This is a genomic window from Massilia sp. P2_C2 (genome assembly GCF_056404615.1).
Genome location: NZ_JBFUDR010000028.1, coordinates 14,977 through 34,067, shown reverse-complemented (window position 1 = coordinate 34,067; position 19,091 = coordinate 14,977). Strand labels below are relative to the sequence as shown.

Here is a 19,091-nt window from a genome sequence, read left to right as displayed (position 1 = left end):
GACGGCCGCACTTCCATCTTGCCAGAATGGAAAGTCGGGTCGTGGATCGTGACCACTTCGATGATGGTGGCGGCGAATTCGTCGTGCGTCGGGCCCATCACCTTGATCGGGAAATCGCTCGGGTATTCGATGAGGGAATCTTTCGGATCCATAAACCGCTCCTCGCTCCTGTGTAAACCAAAACCGCATTGTAGCCGCTGCGGTTCGATTGCGCCGGGAAAGCGCCCGGCGCAATGCTTCAACGCTCCTGCTGGTTGCGCCTGCGCTCGTCGACGTGCTGGCGCCGCTCTTCCGCCTTCGCCGGTGCAGGCGCTGGTGCAGGCCGCGGGGCCGCCTGCACGGCCGGCGGGGCAACCTGCACGGGCTGCGGCGCCGGCATCGGGGGCGGCGCCGGCCGTTCGATGCGGGCCTCCGTGCGCTCGACCCGCGGTTCCGGACGTTCGAAACGCGGCTGCGGGCGCTCGAAGCGTGGTTGCGGCGCCGGTGCCGCCATCATGGGCTGCGGCTGCGGYTGCGGTTGCGGCTGCACCGACTGGATCGGCTGGACGGATTGCACCGGCTGGCGGTTGCGGCGCCATTCTTCCAGCTGTTCGCGCCTTTCCTCGCGGCGCTCGCCCCGGTCGATCCGGTCACGCTCGATCCGGTCACGGTGCCAGCCGCCGGGCACGGGCACGCCGGCCGGCGGGATCGCCTGCGGCTGCTGGATCGTCGGGCTGCCCGATGACAGCGGCTGCGGCGACTGGTGCGGCGTCGGGCTCGTCACGGTGCTCAGCGGTTGCGACGGCAGGTGCGGCGTCGGACTCGTGACCGGCAAGCCCTGCGCCGGCGCCGCCTGCGGCACGAGACCGGGCGCGGGCGCCTGGGCGACCGGGGGCGCCGTCAGCACCTGTCCCGGACGCTGGCGTGCGAAACCATCGCGCTCGAGGCGCTCCGTCCCGATGCGCCGCTCGCGGCCCTCCAGGCGGGCGATGCCGGCCGGGCGCTGGACACCGTCCCGCACGCCGTCGCCATCGCCATCGCGGTCATGGTCGCGGTCGAACCGGTCCGGGCGGTTCGGCCGGTTCTGCCAGTCCGGCCGCGCCGGGGCGGCCGGGGGCGTGCCGGCCTGGACGTTCTGCGCGAGCACGGGCGGCGCGGTCACGATGGGCGTGCGCGCGACGTTGACGCGGCCCCGGTGATCGAAGCGGTCCTGCGGCACGACAGTCAGGCCTTGCGGACGGTAGTCGCGCGGACGGCGCGGGTTGTCGCGCACGTGTTCGTTCAGCCAGCGCTGGTGCTGGTCCGGCGCGTGCCAGGTCGGGATGTAGCGGTCGTGCGGCGTCAGCGGATACCAGCCGGTGGCGGGCAGCGGGCGGTTGCGGTCGTGGAACGTCAGGTTCCAGCCGGCGCCGCCGACCCAGCCGACGAGGGCCGGTGCCCAGACGAGGTGCTCGTGGTGGCGGCCCGGTGCCCAGGCCCAGCGGTTGTGCACCTGGACCCAGCGGCCGTAGTGGAACGGCGCATAGCCCCACGGCGCATTGTCGACCCAGGTCCAGCCCCACGGGTCGAGCCACGTCCAGCTGCCGTCGCGGTACGGCACCCACGTCGCGGACACGGTCGGGATCCACAGCGGCCCATATTCCGGATCCTCGCGCCAGTTGCCGTAGCGGTCGAGGTCTTCATATCCCGTCATCTCGCTCGTCACGTAGCGGGCCGACTGGGCATTGTCTTCGTAACGGTCGCGCGTGAACGACCACTCGTCGAAATCGTCGCGCATGGCGGCGAGCGTGCGCACGTCGCCGTCGTCGACCAGTTCCGCGCGCTTGCCGGCACGCACGGTCAGCTGGGAACCGCCGCCTTCGACGAAGGCCGCGCCGTCGAACACGGTGACGGCACTCGTGTCGCGTTCACGCTCGGCATCGACGCGCACGCGGCCCGGCTGCTGCAGGCGCACGCGCGTCTCCGGGGTTTCCAGTTCGAAGCCGGCCAGCACATCCGGATTGACGATCCTCACGCTGGCGCTGCCGTAGTGCAGGCGCAGGCGCAGGGCCTCGTCGTCCAGCTGCAGCACTTCCAGCGACGAATCGCCGTCCAGGCGGATCGCCGTGGAACCGATGCGCAGCTCCGTGCGGCTGCCCGGCGCCGTGCTGATCGTGTTGCCGGACGTGACGGGCCAGTTGACCTGGGCGGCCGTCATCTCGGCGCCGACGTCGCTGCCGATGGTGACCTGGCCCTGGGCCAGCGCAACCCGACCCACGCGCGCGGGCGGATCGGCCGCCGCGGCCAGTGCCGTCAGGGTGGAAAAAGCGAGGAGGACGGCGGTGTGCGCAAGGCGGCGGTTCGGCAGCATGATGTCTCCAGGGCGTAAGCATGTCTCTTTGAACGGACTGCGTCGTTTGCATTACAACGCACGAGCATGCGTAAAGACGACACGTATTACAAATGGTTGCGAAATGTTTCCGCAGATGCCCGTCAATTGTGCGCCGGCTTGACGAAGAACAGCAGGGAACCGACGACCATCAGCACGGCGCCAAAGAACCGGTTCTGCATCCTGACCGCGCGCGGATCGCGGAACCAGCGCTGCATGGACGAGGCCAGCAGGGCGTAGCMGTGCATCACGGTGGTGTCGATGGCGACCATCGTCACGCCCAGGATGGCCAGCTGCGGCAGCACGGGGGCGTCCTGCGCGATGAATTGCGGCAGCACGGCGACCATGAAGATGATGCCTTTCGGATTCGTCGCATTGGTGAGGAAGCCGGTCATGACGCGGCGGCCGAACGTCGGGTGCGCGGCCAGGCCGGCCGTCGGCACGCCGCCCGCTTCCGCGCGGGCGCGCCACTGGCTGATGCCGAGCCAGATCAGGTACAGCGCGCCGACGACCTTGACGACGGTGAATGCGGGCGCGGAGGCGAGCAGCAACGAGCCGACGCCGGCGCCGGCGATCAGCAGCACCAGTACGAGGCCCAGCTGCAATCCCAGCACGGTGGCACTGGCCTTTTTGAGGCCGTAGGCGAGACCATGGGACATCGACAGGATGGCGCCGGAGCCGGGCGAAATGGCGATGATGGTGCCGGCGATGACGAAGGCGATCCAGGTGGCGAAGCTCATGGGAGAAAGAAAGGGGGAGGGTGGGAAGCGGGCATGGCACGCGGCGCCGGCGAATGCCGGACGACCGCGGCCAGCCGCAGGTACTGCCGGGCACGTCGAAAAAGCTGCTGCGCGTTGCAGATTCGGTGGGGCGCCTAGCCTTGCGATGCTCCGCTACGGCGGACCGGCTGTACTGCTCGTACAGCTGCGCTTCTCAACCAAATCTGCTGCCGCTCGCGACGCTTTTTCGAGATGTCCTCTTACTTCTTCTTCGGGTTGACGGCAGCCTTCAGGGTGGCGCCGGCAGCGAAGCGCGGGGTCTTCGACGCAGCGATCTTGATCACTTCGCCGGTAGCCGGGTTGCGGCCCTTGCGGGCAGCGCGCTTGGTGACCGAGAACGTGCCGAAGCCGGTGATACCCACCGTGTCGCCTTTTTTCAGACGCTCGGTGATGATGTCGATGATGGTGTTCACTGCATCGTTCGCAGCGGCGCCCGACATCTCGGTACGCTTCGCAAATTCAGCGATCAGTTCGCCTTTTTTCATAAATCCTCCGGGTTGAAAGAGCCGGAAGATTAGCATAATTAATTGCTCTGTGTAATCGTCTCACAGCGCATTTTCAGGCCATAAGCCCTGTATTGGCGGGGTTTCTGCGTTTTTGCGCAGATTCGAAACCTCAAGCCGCGGCCGGATTGGCATCGCCGCTGGCCAGGCGCATGCGCAGCGCGGCGTTGATCAGCGTCTGGTAACCGGTGCCGGTACGCTCGGCGCGGGAGCGGAATTCGTCCAGTACCTCGTCGTCGAGATAGATGGTGATGCGGGTTTTGCGCTTTGGCGGACGGGCGCGGCGGCGCGGAACGGTCGGCAGATCGAGGTTCGGATTCATGGGCATCTCCTTCAGGTCGAAAGGCTGCTGCACCGCAGCCAATATTGTGACTATACGTACGCGGCAGTGCCGTCTGTACGGAAAAGCGACGAGATGCGGATTTTCGGGATTGAAATGCAAAATTTGCGCCTGAACCGCAAACCGGACGCCCCGGCCGAGTCGGTTAAGATGTGGCCATCTTGATATCAAGGAGTGGTAAATGGCAGCAGGAAGTTTATTGGCACTCATCGACGACATCGCCACCGTGCTCGACGACGTGGCCCTGATGAGCAAGGTGGCCGCCAAGAAGACGGCCGGTGTGCTGGGCGACGACCTGGCGCTCAATGCCCAGCAGGTGGCGGGCGTGAACGCCGACCGCGAACTGCCCGTCGTGTGGGCGGTGGCGGTCGGTTCGCTGCGCAACAAGGCGATCCTCGTGCCGGCCGCGCTCGCCATCTCCGCCTTCCTGCCGCAGGCGATCACGCCGATGCTGATGCTGGGCGGCGCCTACCTGTGCTTCGAGGGCTTCGAAAAACTGGCCCATAAATTCCTGCACAGCGCCGCCGAGGATGCCGCGCACGAGGAGGAGCTCGCCACGGCACTGGCGGAGAACGCCGACATGCGCGTGGTCGAGCAGGACAAGATCAAGGGTGCCATCCGCACGGATTTTATTTTGTCGGCGGAAATCATTGTGATCGCGCTGGGCGTCGTCACGGCACAGGGCGCGTCGTTCGGCGCCCAGGTGGCGGCGCTGGTCGCGGTGGCGGTCGGCATGACGATCGGGGTCTACGGCATTGTGGCGGGCATCGTCAAGATCGACGACGCCGGGCTGTACCTGAGCCGCCGCAACAGCGGCGCCGCGCGCGCCGTCGGCAACCTGTTGCTGGCGGCCGCGCCACGCCTGATGAGAGCCTTGTCGGTCCTCGGCACGGCGGCGATGTTCMTGGTSGGCGGCGGCATCATCGGCCATGCGTTCGGGCCCTTGCACCACCTGACGGAAAGCGCCGCCGCGGCCGTGGCGGAGGTGCCGGCCGTGGGCGGCGTGCTGGCGGCCGTGGCGCCGGCCTTGGTCGATGCCGTGGCCGGTATCGTCGTCGGCGCGGCCGTGTTGCTGGTGGTGATGCTCATGCAGCGGCTGCGCGGCCGCAAGCACTGACGCTGTCGCACGGGGCCATGGTGCATCGCCGCACCAGGTCCGGGCAACTGTTGCATCCACACATCGATGCGGTTTGTGCGAATTGACAATGTTATTCAGCCCGCATCAGTATCGGACGAGTTTGCCAGCAGGCAAACCCAACACCGTTGTATCGCACACCCCGTCCGCCCCGGCGGGCCAAGGACAAAGGATAAGGATCCACTTATGCAACAACGTTTTGTGCCGGAAAAAACCGTACTCGCCCTCTCCATCGCCGCGCTGTTCGCCGTTCCCGCCCTGGCCCAGGACACGGCGTCCGCCGGCGGCACCGCCACCGTCGTCGTGACCGGTACCCGCGTGGCCAACCGCACCGCGCTCGACACTGCCTCCCCCGTGGACATCATCTCGGCCGACACCCTCAAGACGACGGGTTCGACCGAACTGAACCAGGCCCTGTCGGTGGCGCTGCCGTCGCTGAACTTCCCCCGTCCCACGCTGACGGACGGCACCGACACCATCCGTCCCGCCACCCTGCGCGGCATGGCGCCGGACCAGAGCCTGGTGCTGGTGAATTCCAAGCGCCGCCACACCTCGTCGCTGGTGAACCTGAACGGCTCGATCGGCCGCGGCTCGGCCGCCGTCGACCTGAACACGATCCCGTCGGCGATGGTGAAGAACATCGAGGTGCTGCGCGACGGCGCGGCCGCGCAATACGGCTCCGATGCAATCGCGGGCGTCGTCAACGTGCGCCTGCGCACGGACCGCACGGGCGGCGAAGGCACCGTCACTTACGGCGCCCACGTCACCGAATACGACCTGCTGAACGACATGGCCCCGGCCGGCGCCGCCTGGACCGGCCCGAATACGCGCAAGCGCACGGACGGCCAGACCACCACCGTCAGCGCCTGGAAAGGCCTGCCGCTGGGTGACTCGGGCTTCATCACCATCGCGGCCGAATACAAGAACCAGGAACACACGGAGCGCAGCGGCTACGACATGCGCCAGCTGTACGCGAAGGTGAACGGTGCCTACGACCCGCGCGAGCTGACCATCAACCGCTTCGACGCGTGGTACGGCGATCCGGAAATGCAGCAGAAGACGGTGTTCGTCAACGCCGGCAGCAACCTGACGCCCGACGTGAAAGTCTATGGCTGGAGCAGCTACCAGCTGCGCGACGCGCGCTCGGCCGGCTACTTCCGCATGCCGCAGGACAGCCGCAACGTGCAGAGCATCTACCCGAACGGCTTCCTGCCGATCATCGCTCCGACCGTCGAGGACTTCAGCGCCGCCGCCGGCATGAGCTGGTCCCTGGGCGAGTGGGACATGGACACGTCGCTCGTGTACGGCCAGAACGGCATGAACTACGACATCCAGAATACGCTGAACGCCTCGATCGGCCCGACCAGCAAGACGTCGTTCGATGCCGGCGGCTTCTCGTACAACCAGCTCGTGTATAACCTGACCGGCGTGCGCAAGTTCGACGTCGGTGGACTCGCATCGCCGCTGAACGTGGCGGTAGGCACGGAAGCGCGGCGCGAAGGCTATCAGCTGCACGCGGGCGAGCCGGATTCCTGGCGCAACGGCGGCGTGATCCTGCCGAGCGGCGTCCCGGCCGCGTCGGGCGCGCAGGTGTTCCCGGGCTTCCGTCCCGCCAACGCATCGAATCGGTCGCGCACCGCGATCGGCGTGTTCGTCGACGTCGAAGCGAACATCACCGACCAGCTGCTCGCCTCCGCCGCCGTGCGCGAGGAACACTACAACGACTTCGGCAGCAACCTGTCGGGCAAGCTGGCGGGCCGCTTCGACTTCACGAAGAACTTCGCCCTGCGCGGCTCGGTGCAGAACGGCTTCCGCGCGCCGTCGCTGCAGCAGCAGAGCTTCACGTCGACGTCGACCAACTTCGTCAACGGCATCCCGTACGAGATCACGACGTTCACGCCGAACGATCCGGTCGCCGTCGCGCTGGGCGCCAAGCCGCTGAAGGCCGAAAAGTCGACCAACTTCTCGCTCGGTGCCGTGGTGCGCCTGGCCCCCGTCAGCCTGACGGTCGACGCCTACCGCATCAACGTGCGCGACCGCATCGTGCTGTCGGAAAACCTGCTGTCGGCCGCGGTGCGCAACTACATCGTGTCGCAGGGCTTCACCGGCGTCGGCGGCGGCCGCTTCTTCATCAACGGCGTCGACACGAAGACGGAAGGTGTCGACATCGTGGCGAGCATGCCATGGAACGCGGGCGCCGCCGGCCGCTTCGACTTCACGCTGGCCGGCAATTTCAATCGCACGGRGGTGACCAGGGTCCCGACCACCGCCCAGCTGGCCGCGCTGAATCCGGCGCCGGTGCTGTTCGACCGCGTGAACGTGCTGACCCTGGAACAGGGCCAGCCGAAGAACAAGATCACGGCGAGCGCCAACTGGAAGCTGGACCAGTGGGGCATGACGGCCCGCGCCACCCGCTACGGCAAGGTGCTGTCGCCGGGCACGACGCCGGCCTTCGACTTCACGCTGAACCCGCACACGATCGTCGACCTGGAAGCCCGTTACACGTTCAACCGCCAGCTGACCCTGGCGCTGGGCGCGGACAACGTGTTCGACCAGTACTCGGAAACGCTGCCGCCGGCGCTGAACACGACCAGCAATACGCCGTTCTCGAACTACACGCCGTTCGGCAACAATGGCCGCTACGTGTATGCGCGTGCGACGTACAGCTTTTAAGTAGGGTGGGCACCCCGTGCCCACGCGTAACGCCAACAAACCGCAAACGTCACGCGTGGGCACAGGGGTGCCCACCCTACGGAGCCAGGGCCATGACCATCACCATCACCGCGTTCGAACGATCCCCCGACGGCGGCAAGGGCCTGGCGCGCGATACGCGCGTGCGCTGGGCGCTGGAAGAAGCGGGCCTGCCTTACGACGTCCGCCTCGTGTCGTTCCGTGCGATGAAGGAACCCGCGCATCTCGCGCTGCACCCGTTCGGCCAGATCCCGACCTATGAAGAAAACGGTCTGGTCCTGTTCGAGACGGGCGCCATCGTCCTGCACATCGCCCAGCGCAACCAGGGCCTGTTGCCGGACGACGAACACGCCCGGGCGCGTGCCGTCACGTGGATATTCGCCGCGCTCAACACCGTCGAGCCACCCATCCTCGAACTGGTCACGGCCAGGATCTTCGAGGGCGACAAGCCGTGGAGCAAGGAACGCATTCCGCTCGTCGAGGAGCGCGTGCGCGACCGCATGCGGCAATTGTCGACGCGCCTGGGCGATGCCGACTGGCTCGACGGCGACTTCAGCGCGGGCGACCTCATGATGGTGTCGGTGCTGCTCAGGCTACGGCCGTCCGGCATCCTGGACGAGTTTCCGATCCTGGCCGCCTACGTCGCCCGCGGCGAGGCGCGGCCCGCCTACCAGCGGGCGTTCGCAGCGCAGCTGGCCGTCAACGCGCCCCATCCCTGAAACACCTCGCGGCCGGCACGTTTTCGCCGGCTCGCTTAGACTGGTGCCGGGATCATGAACGCCGGCACAGCATCGCGCCGACGGCCAGCCCGACCCCGAACGCGCCATAGACCACGGCCAGCGACGGCCGCGACAAATGGGTCTCGAAGCCGGGCTGGAGGCGCCGGGGCGTGAGCTGGTAGTCGACGAAGCAGGCCACGGCCGCCGCGGCGGTGCCCACGCCGAGCGTGGTGGCCGTCTCCTTGCGGTCGAGCAGGCGGCCGCACAGGCGCTCGAACAGCACCGACCAGAACATCGCGCTGCCGTGGTGGATCAGGTAGCCGGGCACCGTGTGGCGCAAGGTTGGCGCCCCATCGCGCAGCGCCTCGTCGCCCCAGATCCAGTGGCTGACGGCGTTGGTGGGCGCATACGGACTGCCGGCTTCGCGCCGGCCGAGCAGGGCCAGCGCGGCGGTCGACAGCAGGCTGGAGGTGGCGCCGCCGACGAGGCCGCGCCTGAATGCCGTGTTCCATGATTCCATGAGAGCCTCTTGTATGCCGTGTCGTCGAAAGAAGGGAGATCATGCGGATCCTGCTTACCGGCGCCAGCGGATTCATCGGACAACACCTGCTGCATGCGCTGCTGGCGGAAGGCCATGACGTCGTGTGCGCGGTGCGGCATCCCGGACGCCGGGGCGCGCTGCCCGATCATCCGCGCCTGACGACGATCCAGGCCGACTTCGCCAACGATACCGATAAATCCACGTGGCTGGCGCGCCTTTCCGGGGTGGAAGCCGTCGTCAACACGGTCGGCATCTTCCGCGAGCGCGGCACGCAGACGTTCGCGAACCTGCACACCCTCGCCCCATGCGCGCTGTTCGCCGCCTGCGCCGAATCGGACGACGTGTACATGGTCGTGCAACTGTCCGCGCTCGGCGCCGACGAGCAGGCCGACACCGCCTACCACCAGTCGAAGAAGGCGGCCGACGACTATCTCGCCACCCTGCCGATCCGCGCCGTCATCGTGCAGCCGTCGCTCGTCTACGGCGCGGACGGCGCCAGCGCGCGCGTGTTCAAGGCGATGGCGTCGCTGCCGTTCACCGTGCGCCTGGGCGATGCGCCGCAGCAGGTGCAGCCGATCCACGTGGACGACGTCGTGGCCGCCATCGTCACCCTGCTGCGCCAGCGGCTGTATTTCGAAAAGACCGACGCGCCGCCCAAGGATGGCCAAATGAGGGGAACCGTGCGCCGCATCGCCCTCGTCGGCCCGCAGGCCTTGCCGTTCGTGGACTACCTCGCCACCCTGCGCCGCGCGATGGGCATGAACAGGCTGCGCGTGCTGCCGCTGCCGGGCGGCGTGGCGCGACTGCTCGCGCGCGTGGGCGGCTGGCTGCCCGGCGCCCTGCTCGACCCGGATGCATTGCGCATGCTCGACCGGGGCAATGCGGCCGATCCCGGCCCCACGATGCGCCTGCTGGGCCGCCCCGCCCGTCCGATCGCCTCGTTCGTCGTCGACCCCGGCGCCGAGCGCGCGCGCGCAAAACTCGACTGGCTGCTGCCCGTGCTGCGCCTGGCCATCGCGCTCGTGTGGATCGCCACCGCCATCGTCTCCGCCTTCCTCTATCCGGCCGCCGACAGTTATGAACTGCTGGCGCGCAGCGGCATCCCGGAACCCCTGCGGCCGCTGATGCTGTACGGCGCGGCGGTGTTCGACCTGTTGCTGGGCCTGGGCACGCTGTTCCTACGCCGGCGCCGCTGGCTATGGCTGGTGCAACTGGCACTGATCGGCTTTTATACGATCGTGATCGCCTTCCGGCTGCCCGAATTTCTGATCCATCCATACGGCCCGCTGACCAAGAACCTGCCGATGCTGGCCGCCATCTGGCTATTGTACGAACTCGAGAAAGAAGACAAGTCATGGACTACGTCGTCGTGAAATGGCTGCACATCCTGTCGTCGACCTTCTTGTTCGGCACGGGCATCGGGTCGGYCTGGTACATGCTGTTCGCGAACGTGAGCCGCGACGTGCGCGCGATCGCCGTCGTCAGCAAATACGTCGTGATCGCGGACTGGCTGTTCACGGCCACCACGGCCGTCGTCCAGCCCGCCACGGGTTTCTACATGGTGCACCTGGCCGGCTATCCGCTGCACAGCCGCTGGATCATGTGGTCGCTGGCGCTGTACGTCATGGCGGGCGCCTGCTGGCTGCCCGTCGTGTGGCTGCAGATGCGCCTGCGCGACATCGCCGCGGACGCCGCGCGCGCCGGCACCGACCTGCCGCCGCGGTACTGGACATACTTCCGGACGTGGGTGGCGCTCGGCATACCGGCGTTCATCGCGTTCGTGTTCATCTTCTGGTTCATGGTCGCCAAGCCGATGTGAAGTGCGCCGTCCCTGCATGACTTGCTGCGACAATATCGTCCCGCCCCGCGTGGGCGGCCGACCAACCGATGGAGGACAGCGATGCGGGCTTACCAGATCTTACCCGGCGACGGTATCGACGGGCTGCAGTGCGTGGATTTTCCTCACCGTGAACTGGGCAATGGCGAGGTGCGCGTGCGCGTGCATGCCGTGTCGCTGAACTACCGCGACCTGATGGTTGCCAGCGGCAACTACCTCGTCACCGTCGACGACCCCATCATCCCCTGCTCGGACGGCGCCGGCGAGGTCGTCGCGACCGGCCCCGGCGTCACGCGCCTGCAACCCGGCGACCGCGTGGCTGCCTCGTTCTTCCCGTACTGGCACGACGGCCCGACGGGCCCGGACAAGATCCGCCACGCGCTCGGCGGCGACATCGACGGCATGCTCGCGGAAGAAGTCGTGCTGGACGAGGACGCCCTCGTGAAAATCCCGGACGGGATGACCTTCGTCGACGCGGCCACCCTGCCCTGCGCCGGCGTGACGGCGTGGAATGCCATCTTCGAATCGAGCAATGCCGTCCGTCCCGGCGACACGGTCCTGCTGCTGGGGACGGGCGGCGTCAGCATCCTCGGCCTGCAGCTCGCCCGCGCGGCCGGCCTGAACGCGATCATCACGTCGTCCAGCGACGCCAAGCTGCAGCGTGCGCGCGAACTGGGCGCGCGCCACGTCATCAACTACCGCACGACGCCGGAATGGCAGGAGGAAGTGCTGCGCGTGACGAACGGCGTGGGGGCGCACGTCGTGCTGGAAGTCGGYGGCCAGGGAACGGTCAACCGCTCGATCGCATCAAGCGCGATGGGCGGCAGCATTGCGATCATCGGCGGCGTCAGCGGCTTCGGCGGCGACGTCAATCCGGCCACCCTGCTGGCCGGCGCCAAACGCCTCGTCGGCATCTTCGTCGGCAGCCGCGCGATGCTGGAAAAGGTCGTGCGCTTTGCCGATGCGACCGGCCTGCAGCCCGTCGTCGACCGCGTGTTTACGTTCGACCAGGCGCAGGAGGCGTACCGGCACATGGCGTCCGGGTCGCATTTCGGCAAGGTCGTCATCTCCGTAACGTCGTAAATGCCGACGTGACGCGAACGTTACGCGTGGGCACGGGGTGCCCACTCTACTTTATCTCGATCTCGAACAGTTGTAGGGTGGGCACCCCGGTGCCCACGCGGATGCCGGTGCGACGCGAACGTTATTTTTGGATGGGCACCAGCTCGATCTCGAACAGCTTCGGCCACAGCTTCCCGGTCACGTACAGCTTGTGCTGCTTCGGCTCCCACGCGATGCCGTTCAGGACGGCATCCGGATCCGTCGTCTCGCGCCGGTCCGGCGGCAGCAAGCCCGAGCAGTCGATCCAGCCGACGACGTTGCCGCTGGCCGGATCGATGCGCGCGATGACATCCGTGCCCCAGACGTTGGCGAAGATCTGGCCGTCGACGACCTCCAGTTCGTTGAGCCGCGTGATCGGCTTGCCCGCCGCCGTCACGCTGATGCGGCGTTGCTCGTCGAGGGTTTTCGGGTCGAGGATGCGGATCTCGTTCGAGCCGTCGCTCATGTAGACGTGCTTCGCGTCGCTGGCCAGGCCCCAGCCTTCGCCCTTGTAGTTGAAGCGGCCCTTCAGCGCGAACGTCTTCGCGTCGAACAGGAAGCCGACGTTCGATTGCCACGTCAGGTTGACGATGGTGTCGCCGACGGCCGTCGAGCCTTCGCCGAAGTATTCGTCGGCCAGGTCCTTCTTCTGCAGGACTTTACCGGTCTTCAGGTCGACCTTGCGCAGCGACGAACGGCCCTGCCTGCCGGTGGTCTCGTACAGCTGGCCATCCCTGAAGAACAGGCCCTGCGTAAAGGCCTGCGGGTCATGCGGATACGTGTTCTTGACGAAGAAGCCGTACACGGGGATGGCCGCCTGGGCGGCACCGGCAACGGCGACCGAAGCGGCGGCGAAAACGAGGGAAGCAAAGATTTTCATGGGACTCCACGGTTCACGGCCGGGCGACCCCGGCGCTATGGCATGGTAACGCAGACCGGGCCGGCCGGTTGACCTGGACCATRCACGGGATGCAGGGTCGCGCCGGCCGGTGTAAGCTGGCGGCTTCACACCATCGCCGACCGCCATGCAAAAAAAGACGCTGACCTATCTGCACCTGCCGCCCGACGCCGACCTGCCCGAACTGGGCAATCGTCCCCCGTTTCTCGCCATCGTGCTGGCCGAGGACGAGGTGGCCGAGATGTGGTCGTGGGACGTGGCGCGCTGGCTCGTGGCGTCCGGCGCGCGCTACGTACAGGCCTGGGGCAAGGATGCCGAGGCCTGGACCGAGGCCGTCGACGACGCGGCGCTGGAAGCCGTCGACTACGAAGACGTCCCCGACGACCGCCGGGTGCTGACCGCCGCGCACGATCCGGCCGACGAGGACGTGGACGAGGTGTTCTGGTTCGCCAGGCACCGCGCCGCGCATCCGGCGCTGTCGCTCGACGCGGTACTCATCGTGCACATCGCGCCCACGCCGCGCAAGGAAGAGATCGAGACCGCGTACGCGGACGCCTGAACGCATGTAGGGTGGGCATTTGGGCCGGTGGCCCCAAATGAAGCGTGCCCACCAAACGTTCGCAGACCGCACGCGCTTGGTGGGCTCGGGGAGCCCACCCTACAGATTCACGCCAGCTCCTCGCCCAGCAGGCGCACCAGTTCCGCCGCCGGCAGCGCGCGCGCCAGCGGAAATCCCTGGCCGGCCCAGTTGACCGTGAAGTCCCGGTTGCCGGCCTTCGTGGCGGCGGCGTTCAGCGCCTTCGCGGCATCGTAGGCGATCGGATAATCCGGCAGCGGCGGATGGCCGGGCGCGCCGATCTCGCTGAACAGGCGGTTCACGAGGCCGCGCGCCGGACGGCCGGACACGACGTCCGTCACGGCCGTGATGACGCCCTCCCCTGCCTGCATCAGCGCGCGGTGGTGCGGCGTGGCGGACGACTCCGGACACAGGATGAACGCGGTGCCCATCTGGACGGCGCCGGCGCCCAGGCGCAGCGCGGCGGCGATGCCGGCGCCGTCCATGATGCCGCCGGCCGCGATCACCGGGATGCGCACGGCGTGCGCCACCAGTTGTGTCAGCGCGAACGTGCCGATGGCCGGATCGCCGCGCTCCGGTTCGAACAGCCCGCGGTGGCCGCCGGCCTCGTAGCCCTGCGCGACGACGGCGTCGATGCCGGCCGCCTCCACCTGGCGCGCTTCCGCGACCGACGTCGCGCTGGCCAGCAACACGATGCCGGCATCCTTCAAGGCCTGGATGCGGCCCGCATCCGGCAAGCCGAAATGAAAGCTGACGACGGCCGGACGCGCCTCCAGCAGCATGTCCAGCATGGCATCGTCGTCGACGAAGCTTCGATAGATTTCGCGCAGGGCCGCCGGGGGCCGGGCGCCGCTGGCGGCGAAGTGCGGCGCGAGATAGTCCAGCCAGGCCGCTTCGCGCGCGGCGTCGGCCTGCGCGGGACGGTGGCAGAACACGTTGACGTTGAACGGCCGGTCGGTCAGGCGGCGCACGTCGGCGATGGCGGCGCGGCCCTGCGCGGCGTCGGCGGCGCCGACGCAAATCGAGCCGAGCCCGCCCGCTCCGGACACGGCCGCCGCCAGCGCCGCCGTCGAGACGCCGGCCATCGGGGCCTGGATGATGGGAAGATCGAGGCGAAGCAGGGACAGCAGGTCTGGTGTCATGGTCGTCTCCAAACGGGTCGCAGTCCGACGAGTATAGCCCCGCCGGCGCGGGCGCGTGCGGCGCACAAGAACGGCATAAACAGTTTATATCAATGACCGGCCCCGAGTTTCGCACGTATTGACGCCGCGCCGCGGCATGYGGGCGGGGTAAGCCGGCCGTCGTCTTGTCTGTTTTTGCGTTAGCATTCGTTGATCGGCGGGTGCCTGAATTATCATTGAGCAACGAGCGCACCGCGACAGAAAGGATGGCAATGGACAGTATCGACCTCGAAGTGCTGCACGCCTGCGACCAGTGGCTGCGGGCCGGCTGGCGCTGCGAGTACGTGACCGTGGTGCGGACGTGGGGATCGAGCCCGCGTCCGGAAGGCGCCACGATGGCGATCCGCGCCGACGGCGTGGTCGTCGGTTCCGTCTCGGGCGGCTGCATCGAGGACGACCTGATCGCGGCCGTGCGCGAACATGGCATCGTGCGCGCGGCGCCGGAAGTCATCACCTACGGCATCTCGGCCGACGAGGCACACCGCTTCGGTCTGCCGTGCGGCGGCACGATCCAGCTCGTCGTCGAGCCGCTCGGACCGCACAGCCGCATGGACGAGCTGCTGGCCCTGGCCCAGCGCCGTGTGCTGACCCGGCGCACGCTGGATCTCGCCACGGGCGCGGTCGAACTGGCGCAAGGCGAGGCGGACCAGCAACTGCGCATGGACGGCGAGACGCTCGTCACGATCCACGGCCCGCGCCTGCGCATGCTGATCATCGGCGCAGGCCAGCTGTCGCAATTCCTGACCCAGATCGCCGTCGGCCTGGAATACCAGGTGACCGTCTGCGACCCGCGCGAGGAATACCGCAGCAGTTGGAGCCTGTCCGGCGTGACCGTCGTGCACGCGATGCCGGACGACGTCGTGCTCGACATGAAGCTGGACAGCCGCAGCGCCGTCATCGCCCTCACCCACGACCCCAAGCTGGACGACCTCGCGCTGATGGAAGCGCTCAGGACGGACGCCTTCTATGTCGGCGCCATCGGCTCGCGCGCCAACAATGCGCGGCGGCGCGAGCGCCTGCGCGAGTTCGACCTCAGCGAGGCGCAGATCGCGAAGCTGCATGGTCCGATCGGGCTGTATATCGGCAGCAAGACGCCGTACGAAATCGCCGTCTCCATCCTCGCCGAGCTGACGGCCGTCAAGAATGGGGTTGCGCTGCCGGCGCAGATGTCGGTCGAACAGGGCAAGGCGCGGGCCAGTGAGGTGCCGGCTGGGCCGTTGGCGGCTTGAAGACCATGGCGCCAACGAACAAAATACACTGCTAAAACCACGAGACGTTTCGCACAGTGCGCCAGTCCATGACCACCGCAAGGGCGCCGATACCAACGAGCACCAGCACAGCGGCGGGAACCAGGTAGTCAAACGTTCCAACGTGATGAAGCTTGATGTATGTCGCTTCGGCGGTAAGCAGCGACTCGAGCTTGCGCGCTGCCACATAAGCAAGAGCGACGTCGGCTGTCAATGCCACCGCCATTCCACCGCGGGACTTATCTTGCGTGAGTGCGGCAGTAGCCGCGAAGACTGCGCCCGGCACCAGGAACAGTAGGCCGGTAATCCCGATGCCAAAGAGAGTCACCAAACCGAACAATATGAAGGCGGTGGCAAGAATGGATTGGATTATCGTGAGTATTCGCATTGGATCGTTGTCCGGCCAAACTTCAAATAGACGAAAGCATTTCGGTCTGGGCGTTTCAAATTGTATGCCCGTTTCTGGGCCCAGGCTGTGTAAAAACGCCATACGCATGGACGGCCTGCTGGTCGTCCATGGTTTTATCCTGAACAGCTACACCTCGAGGAAGCAGGATCAGTGCATATGGTTGGGGTTCTTGTCGACCGGTCGCCTGGCCGGGTTGCCCTGCATGTAGCCCGCGACGCTGATGATACCGGCTGGCCCATCGGCCTGTACGCGAACATGGGCATCGATACCGTCGCTTTGCAGATCGTTCTCGTATTCGATGTCTTCCTTGCCGCCGTGCGTGGCGTCCTGCTCGAACGGATCGCGAAAAACCTTCACGATCCCCTCCTGCTCGCGGATGCTCCTGTTCGTTTGTTCGGCGGCGGCGGCGGCGACCTCGTCCGCCAGCGTACAGGCGGTATGGGATGACGCCTGCACATGCTGTTCGGTCACGCGCGGCAGGTCGACCTGGGCGTCGGCGGTCGGTTGGGAGAGACACTGCTGGTCAGCACGCGGCTTTTCGGCGGTGGGTTGGATGCGCGACGCGGCGGACGATAGCGTTGCTGTCGCACGCTTGGTGGGCACCATGTAGAGGCCGACCAGGAAGGCTTCCTCGATCAGGGTCTGGCCCAGCTGCATATTCAGCCAGCAGGCCTGTTGAAAGGAGCGCGAGACGGCAAGCGGAAGCTCGTTGAAAAATGCGGCCTGGGCATTGAGTTGCGAGTAGACGGCGGGAATAACGGATTGAGGGAATGGATGCATGGGGCACCTTCATAAAATGAGAACGATTGGGAAAACGGGCGCGCCACAAGGGCATTGCGGGACATGCCGGGTGGGCATGGCAGAGCAGCAAACGCTGTCTGGAAGGAAGACGATTACGGAAGATGGATATCGGTCTTACACTATGCGCTCTTTTCGCTGCATATGCGGTCTGTTTGCGGAAGTATTTTTGTACGTTGGGAACTGGCAATGAAAGGCTGCATCCGGTAGCCATGGGTTTGCCAGACCTGCTTAAGCGTCGAGCAGCAGCAGCGCGGCCAGCACGAGCATCGTCGTGCCCGTAACACCCTCGACGCCGCGCCACACGGCGGGACGCGCAAGGACGAACGCGCAGCGCCGCGCCCCCAGACCCAGCGCGGAAAACCACAGCAGCGACGCCGTCATCGCCCCGGCCGCGAACGACACGCGGTGCCCGGCCGCGAGACTGCTGCCGACCGCCCCCAGCAGCACGACGGTATCCAGATAGACGTGCGGATTCAGCAGCGACATCGCCAGCACGATGCCCAGCGCGCGCTGCGCCGTCACCGTGGCCTGGCCCGTGTCGCCGGCGTCCGGTGCCGACGCGCCGCGCCAGCAGCTTGTCACGCAACGCCACCCATACCACAGCAAAAAGGCCGCGCCGCCCCAGCGCGCGGCCAGCAGCAGAAGCGGCGAATGCTCGATCAGCGCGCCGAAGCCGGACATGCCCAGCGCGATCAGGGCGGCGTCGATCAGGACGCAGGTGGCGACCGTCAGCACGACGTGGCGGCCGGCCACGCCGGTGCGGATCACGTGGGCGTTCTGGGCGCCGATCGGCATGATCAGGCTGGCGCCCATGCCCAAGCCTTGAAGAAAAATCGGTTGTGAAAACATGATGCCCTCGTTTGATATGTTGCGGAGCAGCATGCCCGTCAGCCGGCACTTCATCAATTATATTAATGATTTCTAAAGTTAATTAAGCTGGACTAATCTCATGAAAATCGATCCGCGCCGCAGCGAGGCGTTCGTCGCCGCCGTCGACAGCGGCAGCCTCGAGCAGGCGGCGGCGCTGCTGAACGTGACGCCATCCGCCATCTCGCAGCGCATCGCCGCGCTGGAACACGACCTGGGCACGCCGCTGCTCGTGCGCTCCCGCCCCTGCCGGCCGACGGCGCCCGGCATGCGGCTGCTGCAATTCCTGCGCCGCCGTGCGCTGCTGGAAGACGAGTTTTTCGCGGAACAGCAGGCCGATCCCGGTCCCGTGCGCGTCCCGCTGGCCGTCAACAACGACACCTGGCGACATGGCTGCTGCCCGTGCTGGCGCCCGTGCTGATCGAGGAAGGCTTGCTCGTCGAATTCGTCACGGGCGACCAGCGGCATACCTTTGCCCTGCTGGAACAGGGGCTCGCCCTCGCCTGCGTGTCGGGCGAGACGGAGCCGATGCGCGGCTGCACCGTCACCCCGCTGGGCATCATGCGCTACCGGCTGGTGGCGGCGCCGCAATTCGCCGCGCACTGGTTCCCGGACGGGATCACGAGGGAAGCCGCGCGGCGCGCGCCGGTGATGGTCTTCGACCGCAACGACCAGTTGCAGACCGCGTTCCTGCTGCAGCATTTCGGCCTGCCGGAAGGCGCGTATCCCTTTCACTACGTGCCGTCCAGCGACCCGTACGTGCAGGCGATCCGCCTCGGCCTCGGCTACGGCCTGCTGCCGCTGGAACAGTGTGCGGACATGCTCGCCAGCGGCGCCCTCGTCGACCTGACGCCGGACCTGTTCGTCGACGTGGCGCTGTACTGGCATGCCTGGCGCATTCAGCCGCCGCGGCTGGAGCGCATGGGCGCGGCGCTCGTCAAGGGCGCGCGCTCGGTGCTGCTGCCGCTGCCCTGAACGTCGACCGGCAAGCCATTGCGCCGCGCCCCAGCAACATTCCGGGATCAGGAACGCTCATGGGAACTCCTTGAATGAAGGTTTCGACATCATCGACCTTGAAGTAAACTCGAAAACCCGGGCTTCAGCTACCCGATGCTAGC

At 67.0% G+C, this 19,091-nt stretch carries 19 protein-coding genes and 1 pseudogene; 9 read left to right on the top strand and 11 right to left on the bottom strand.

Annotated features, from left to right (window positions below):
• The 5 genes from AC1DYX_RS05615 to AC1DYX_RS05595 all read right to left on the bottom strand — a co-directional run.
• Positions 1-152: DUF493 family protein (locus tag AC1DYX_RS05615; RefSeq protein ID WP_477257137.1), on the bottom strand; the 152-nt coding region annotated here is incomplete at its 3' end.
• An 86-nt stretch (positions 153-238) separates the two neighbouring features.
• Positions 239-2,329, bottom strand: a complete 2,091-nt coding sequence (locus AC1DYX_RS05610; protein ID WP_477257135.1) for a DUF6600 domain-containing protein — start codon at positions 2,327-2,329, stop codon at positions 239-241.
• A gap of 122 nt (positions 2,330-2,451) precedes the next feature.
• Positions 2,452-3,087 carry a LysE family transporter gene (locus AC1DYX_RS05605; protein WP_477257133.1) on the bottom strand — a complete coding sequence of 212 codons (636 nt, stop codon included), beginning with the start codon at positions 3,085-3,087 and terminating at the stop codon, positions 2,452-2,454.
• A gap of 239 nt (positions 3,088-3,326) precedes the next feature.
• Positions 3,327-3,611 (bottom strand): HU family DNA-binding protein, encoded by a 285-nt coding sequence (locus AC1DYX_RS05600; protein WP_036239618.1) that lies wholly within the window; start codon positions 3,609-3,611, stop codon positions 3,327-3,329.
• Positions 3,612-3,741: 130 nt separating this feature from the next.
• Entirely contained in the window at positions 3,742-3,951 is a 210-nt protein-coding gene (locus AC1DYX_RS05595) for a BrnA antitoxin family protein (RefSeq protein ID WP_477257130.1), read from the bottom strand.
• Between the two features lie 199 nt (positions 3,952-4,150).
• Here AC1DYX_RS05595 and AC1DYX_RS05590 point away from each other — a divergent pair, with 199 nt between their 5' ends.
• From AC1DYX_RS05590 to AC1DYX_RS05580, 3 genes are all read left to right on the top strand, one after another.
• Positions 4,151-5,086, top strand: coding sequence for a DUF808 domain-containing protein (locus AC1DYX_RS05590; protein ID WP_477257128.1), 936 nt, complete (start codon positions 4,151-4,153; stop codon positions 5,084-5,086).
• A gap of 204 nt (positions 5,087-5,290) precedes the next feature.
• Complete coding sequence (locus tag AC1DYX_RS05585; protein ID WP_477257126.1) at positions 5,291-7,777, top strand: TonB-dependent receptor plug domain-containing protein; 2,487 nt, start codon at positions 5,291-5,293, stop codon at positions 7,775-7,777.
• Between the two features lie 92 nt (positions 7,778-7,869).
• Positions 7,870-8,514: a glutathione S-transferase family protein gene (locus AC1DYX_RS05580; RefSeq protein WP_477257124.1), complete on the top strand. Its 645-nt coding sequence runs from the start codon at positions 7,870-7,872 to the stop codon at positions 8,512-8,514.
• 52 nt (positions 8,515-8,566) lie between these two features.
• Here AC1DYX_RS05580 and AC1DYX_RS05575 read toward each other — a convergent pair whose 3' ends face one another.
• Complete coding sequence (locus AC1DYX_RS05575; protein ID WP_477257122.1) at positions 8,567-9,034, bottom strand: hypothetical protein; 468 nt, start codon at positions 9,032-9,034, stop codon at positions 8,567-8,569.
• A gap of 41 nt (positions 9,035-9,075) precedes the next feature.
• Between AC1DYX_RS05575 and AC1DYX_RS05570 the strand changes: the two genes are divergently transcribed.
• From AC1DYX_RS05570 to AC1DYX_RS05560, 3 genes are all read left to right on the top strand, one after another.
• A complete protein-coding gene (locus AC1DYX_RS05570) occupies positions 9,076-10,428 on the top strand; it encodes an SDR family oxidoreductase (protein WP_477257120.1) in 1,353 nt (450 codons plus the stop codon).
• Complete coding sequence (locus tag AC1DYX_RS05565; protein WP_477257118.1) at positions 10,410-10,874, top strand: DUF2269 family protein; 465 nt, start codon at positions 10,410-10,412, stop codon at positions 10,872-10,874. The genes AC1DYX_RS05570 and AC1DYX_RS05565 overlap by 19 nt, the downstream gene beginning before the upstream one ends.
• A gap of 81 nt (positions 10,875-10,955) precedes the next feature.
• The gene (locus tag AC1DYX_RS05560; protein WP_477257116.1) at positions 10,956-11,975 is read left to right on the top strand and encodes a zinc-dependent alcohol dehydrogenase family protein; all 1,020 of its coding nucleotides are present in this window, start codon (positions 10,956-10,958) and stop codon (positions 11,973-11,975) included.
• Positions 11,976-12,096: 121 nt separating this feature from the next.
• Here the strand turns inward: AC1DYX_RS05560 and AC1DYX_RS05555 are convergent, their stop codons facing one another.
• Positions 12,097-12,873, bottom strand: coding sequence for a glutaminyl-peptide cyclotransferase (locus tag AC1DYX_RS05555; protein ID WP_477257114.1), 777 nt, complete (start codon positions 12,871-12,873; stop codon positions 12,097-12,099).
• Between the two features lie 145 nt (positions 12,874-13,018).
• Between AC1DYX_RS05555 and AC1DYX_RS05550 the strand changes: the two genes are divergently transcribed.
• Positions 13,019-13,450, top strand: coding sequence for a DUF7684 family protein (locus AC1DYX_RS05550; RefSeq protein ID WP_477257112.1), 432 nt, complete (start codon positions 13,019-13,021; stop codon positions 13,448-13,450).
• Between the two features lie 107 nt (positions 13,451-13,557).
• Here the strand turns inward: AC1DYX_RS05550 and AC1DYX_RS05545 are convergent, their stop codons facing one another.
• Complete coding sequence (locus AC1DYX_RS05545; RefSeq protein WP_477257110.1) at positions 13,558-14,610, bottom strand: NAD(P)H-dependent flavin oxidoreductase; 1,053 nt, start codon at positions 14,608-14,610, stop codon at positions 13,558-13,560.
• Positions 14,611-14,861: 251 nt separating this feature from the next.
• Here AC1DYX_RS05545 and AC1DYX_RS05540 point away from each other — a divergent pair, with 251 nt between their 5' ends.
• Positions 14,862-15,878, top strand: a complete 1,017-nt coding sequence (locus AC1DYX_RS05540; protein WP_477257108.1) for an XdhC family protein — start codon at positions 14,862-14,864, stop codon at positions 15,876-15,878.
• A 31-nt stretch (positions 15,879-15,909) separates the two neighbouring features.
• Here AC1DYX_RS05540 and AC1DYX_RS05535 read toward each other — a convergent pair whose 3' ends face one another.
• From AC1DYX_RS05535 to AC1DYX_RS05525, 3 genes are all read right to left on the bottom strand, one after another.
• Positions 15,910-16,392: a hypothetical protein gene (locus AC1DYX_RS05535; protein ID WP_477257106.1), complete on the bottom strand. Its 483-nt coding sequence runs from the start codon at positions 16,390-16,392 to the stop codon at positions 15,910-15,912.
• 60 nt (positions 16,393-16,452) lie between these two features.
• On the bottom strand, positions 16,453-17,085 hold the full coding sequence (locus AC1DYX_RS05530) for a phasin family protein (protein ID WP_477257104.1): 633 nt from the start codon (positions 17,083-17,085) through the stop codon (positions 16,453-16,455).
• Positions 17,086-17,334: 249 nt separating this feature from the next.
• Positions 17,335-17,955 carry a LysE/ArgO family amino acid transporter gene (locus tag AC1DYX_RS05525; RefSeq protein ID WP_477257102.1) on the bottom strand — a complete coding sequence of 207 codons (621 nt, stop codon included), beginning with the start codon at positions 17,953-17,955 and terminating at the stop codon, positions 17,335-17,337.
• A gap of 100 nt (positions 17,956-18,055) precedes the next feature.
• Here AC1DYX_RS05525 and AC1DYX_RS05520 point away from each other — a divergent pair.
• Positions 18,056-18,948, top strand: a pseudogene (locus tag AC1DYX_RS05520) (LysR family transcriptional regulator ArgP).
• Positions 18,949-19,091: the final 143 nt, after the last annotated feature.

Coding starts and splice junctions, on each gene's coding strand:
- AC1DYX_RS05600 (WP_036239618.1), bottom strand. CDS start 3,611: ATGAAAAAAGGCGAACTGATCGCTGAATTTGCGAAGCGTACCGAGATG.
- AC1DYX_RS05595 (WP_477257130.1), bottom strand. CDS start 3,951: ATGAATCCGAACCTCGATCTGCCGACCGTTCCGCGCCGCCGCGCCCGT.
- AC1DYX_RS05580 (WP_477257124.1), top strand. CDS start 7,870: ATGACCATCACCATCACCGCGTTCGAACGATCCCCCGACGGCGGCAAG.
- AC1DYX_RS05575 (WP_477257122.1), bottom strand. CDS start 9,034: ATGGAATCATGGAACACGGCATTCAGGCGCGGCCTCGTCGGCGGCGCC.
- AC1DYX_RS05570 (WP_477257120.1), top strand. CDS start 9,076: ATGCGGATCCTGCTTACCGGCGCCAGCGGATTCATCGGACAACACCTG.
- AC1DYX_RS05555 (WP_477257114.1), bottom strand. CDS start 12,873: ATGAAAATCTTTGCTTCCCTCGTTTTCGCCGCCGCTTCGGTCGCCGTT.
- AC1DYX_RS05550 (WP_477257112.1), top strand. CDS start 13,019: ATGCAAAAAAAGACGCTGACCTATCTGCACCTGCCGCCCGACGCCGAC.
- AC1DYX_RS05545 (WP_477257110.1), bottom strand. CDS start 14,610: ATGACACCAGACCTGCTGTCCCTGCTTCGCCTCGATCTTCCCATCATC.
- AC1DYX_RS05540 (WP_477257108.1), top strand. CDS start 14,862: ATGGACAGTATCGACCTCGAAGTGCTGCACGCCTGCGACCAGTGGCTG.
- AC1DYX_RS05535 (WP_477257106.1), bottom strand. CDS start 16,392: ATGCGTATGGCGTTTTTACACAGCCTGGGCCCAGAAACGGGCATACAA.
- AC1DYX_RS05530 (WP_477257104.1), bottom strand. CDS start 17,085: ATGCATCCATTCCCTCAATCCGTTATTCCCGCCGTCTACTCGCAACTC.
- AC1DYX_RS05525 (WP_477257102.1), bottom strand. CDS start 17,955: ATGTTTTCACAACCGATTTTTCTTCAAGGCTTGGGCATGGGCGCCAGC.